Genomic DNA, 2,910 nt, shown 5'->3' on the forward strand with positions numbered 1-2,910 from the left:
AATAACCAATTGGTTTTTCCTCCTCGCATTTTTGCTGAAGCCCAGACAACGCTCAGCAATAAATATTTCCCAATGTTCTTTTCTGGTAATGCGTCATACTCCATTTGAATACGTTCTAACCTCCATTCGCATCCACTTACTGCTTTGGTTAGAAGTTTCTTTAATTTATTGATGATTTGCCCAACGTATTTAGGGATAGTTTTCTCTATTTCAGAACTATCCAAATCTTCGTGTAATTCAACAAATTCAATAATATCATCAAGCTTGCTTACTGTAGATTTGACATCTATTAACAAGTAGTTTAAACTGTCATAAGGCACATAATTCCTTCTAAAATCCTCGAAAATAGTAGAATCAAAAGCCTCGTAAACTTTATAAAACTTATTGGCTAAGGTCTTGTAACTAGTGGTTAAATCAAAAGATAAACTCTTTTCAATATTCGTTTTAAAACGAGTTTCTTGGATTTTATAACTTCTCCCATCTCTATCCTCTACCGTATCATAAAATTGAGCTGAAGCGGTAAGCTCAGATCTATAGGTTATACAAAGGTTCAGTAAATTATTCAGTTTATCTCTTGATTCTTTTAGTTTACTCATGCTTTTCTTCCAAACCTACGAAAACCATGCAGTTGTATTTTAACAACGAAAGATTTAAGGGGGAAACTCCCCTAAAGTAAGTTAGGCGAACACCGAAGTGCTCGCCTTTTGGGTTTAAAATTTCTCCCAAAGTGATTCGTAAAGCTCGTGGAGGTTTGCAAGATCTAAACATTGATCTCTAAACGGCTCTGGTAGCTGCTCACTCCAAATTACAAAGTGAAATAGATAATCTCCGAGAATTAGAATTTCTGGAAAAGTGGCCGCCGTGGCTGCTAGTTTTTTCTCCATGGGTGGGAGTGTTCTGAAATGCTTAGCATCTTTTAAAAGTGTGCTAATGTCTATGCACTGAACCTGATTTTCAGTGCCTTTGTTCTCTTTTTTGGTTGTCATGCTCAAAAAGATTGTATGCGCCACTTCCCTTAGGGTTGACAACCAGATTCAGCGAATCGAGCTGTGTCCTTTCGGATACACTATCCATAGGAAGTGACTTATCGTAAATAAAATTTGTTCAGATTTTCGTCTGAATCCAGTTGTCACGACAAACATACATCAAAAAACAATTCGCTCCAAAAAGCGCTGTAATAGAGGGTGTTGCGGGTGTGTCTCATTTCAAAAACATTGCAACACTTTTGATACACTCCAAAGATAAAGCCATAAGTGATTTTTACAAAAGGAAAAAGCCCCTTTTTAACGTGTAAAAATGGGGCTTTCATCATGCTAACCTAAATGAAAATATACTTATAAAACAGCTCTTGGGTAAATGTAGCAAAAATGTCTCATTGTGTTGCGAGATTTTTTTTGATTTTTTTTTCTATTGCATTGTTGATTTATATCTTTCTATCATCTTATCCATGTTTTTTAAATCTCTAACCATATAATACTGATTAAAAGTTTTGAAAAGTTCTAATCCCTCTGGATTTTTATCTGGGTGAAACAATTTAGCGCCTGCTCTTAATGAGGCCTTTAGCCTTCTGTCATCTACCCAAACTGGTGTTTCCTGTGCTTTTAAAGCAAGAGCTTTGTCCCTATAGAAGCGTTTTTTATGCTCAATTGCCACCACCCTGTTAATTAATTCTTTAATACAACTTTGGTAATGTACCAAGAGTTCTTTTTGGATATCGGTTAAGGGATATTCTTCTAGAATAAGACGTAACAAGTTGTAGTAGCTCAACCTATACTCACTTTCTATGCTATCATAAGCTAAAAAGGGAATATTATCTTCTGGCGTATATAGAAGCGAATTTAAAACACCTGCATTACGTGCTGCATTACTCCATTTTAAGGTAGTTACACAAAATTTGTACAGATCAAAAGGGTCTACAAGTATAGCTTTACTCAAGTTTATTGTGTTTAGGCTATGAGAGTAATATTTACCTGCTGGCCTATTAAACATATTGAGGGTATGTTTCTCATCTTTTTTAAGATTTGGAAAAAACTCTGTTGATTTTCTTACCCGTTCTTTATGATACTGGAAATAACTATCTATAAATTCTGATGTATCTATTTTTCTATGTTTACAGATTTCTAGGAATATTTCTCTATTCATAGAAATAGTTTCAGCACTTCGGCTAACTACTTTTTCGAATTCATTAAACACGAGATTTTTGTAAAACTTAGGTTTATCAAGATACCTCTTGAAATCTCTATGAAAGGAATAGTTGAAAAATTTAAAATAATCTCCAGAAGAAAAGGGAAATTCTAAATCTACATTAAGCATACTTGTTTTTATTTCTTCAATCATATTTTTGTGTTGTATTACAGGTTCGTTAATGCGCATTTTGTATATGTAATAATGCGCATTAAGGTTAAAATAGACCGTGCAGGTTGTGTATTTTTTTTTCTGAACGAACCGACATCTCGGTTCGTTCAGAAGTGAATAATCATGATTTTTGATTCTTTTGATGGTTATTAAATAAATCTAATTGCTGGTCAATTTCATTTTTATCCATACTGTTTAAGCGTTGAGAAGCATTTTTTACTGACGACTTTAACGCTTTTATCCTTTTAACTCTTGGATCCTCCTCCAACTCTTTCTCCAAAGACTCAATTTCTATTTGATATTTTGTCTTTTCCTTTAGAATTGAAGTTCGCTTAGTAAATGTGTCAAAAAGGGCATCGTAACACTCTTGTTGATATTTTTCTACAGTTGACTTAATTTCTGGTTTAACATTCCTGGAATCAATTCTAAACAACCAACCAAATACATATCGAATTGGTAAAGTTTGCATTTTATATTGCTTTTCATCAGATCCAGTTGTGGTGCTCAGCACCACAACTGAACCCAAAATTGGGTCCTCTTTTAACTTCTTTAATT

The 2,910-nt window shown here is 33.9% G+C and carries 4 protein-coding genes; all 4 read right to left on the reverse strand.

Annotation, left to right across the window (positions count from 1 at the left end; translation table 11 throughout):
• On the reverse strand, positions 1-596 hold a 596-nt coding region (locus tag AC22ZQ_RS13930), incomplete at its 3' end, for a hypothetical protein (RefSeq protein WP_318959369.1).
• Between the two features lie 114 nt (positions 597-710).
• Positions 711-986: a hypothetical protein gene (locus tag AC22ZQ_RS13935; protein WP_318959370.1), complete on the reverse strand. Its 276-nt coding sequence runs from the start codon at positions 984-986 to the stop codon at positions 711-713.
• Positions 987-1,407: 421 nt separating this feature from the next.
• The gene (locus AC22ZQ_RS13940; protein ID WP_318959371.1) at positions 1,408-2,337 is read right to left on the reverse strand and encodes a hypothetical protein; all 930 of its coding nucleotides are present in this window, start codon (positions 2,335-2,337) and stop codon (positions 1,408-1,410) included.
• Between the two features lie 139 nt (positions 2,338-2,476).
• A partial coding sequence (locus tag AC22ZQ_RS13945; protein WP_318959372.1) for a phage antirepressor N-terminal domain-containing protein occupies positions 2,477-2,910 on the reverse strand: 434 nt, incomplete at its 5' end.

This window comes from Lishizhenia sp., from assembly GCF_057456495.1.

Coding starts and splice junctions, on each gene's coding strand:
- AC22ZQ_RS13935 (WP_318959370.1), bottom strand. CDS start 986: ATGACAACCAAAAAAGAGAACAAAGGCACTGAAAATCAGGTTCAGTGC.
- AC22ZQ_RS13940 (WP_318959371.1), bottom strand. CDS start 2,337: ATGATTGAAGAAATAAAAACAAGTATGCTTAATGTAGATTTAGAATTT.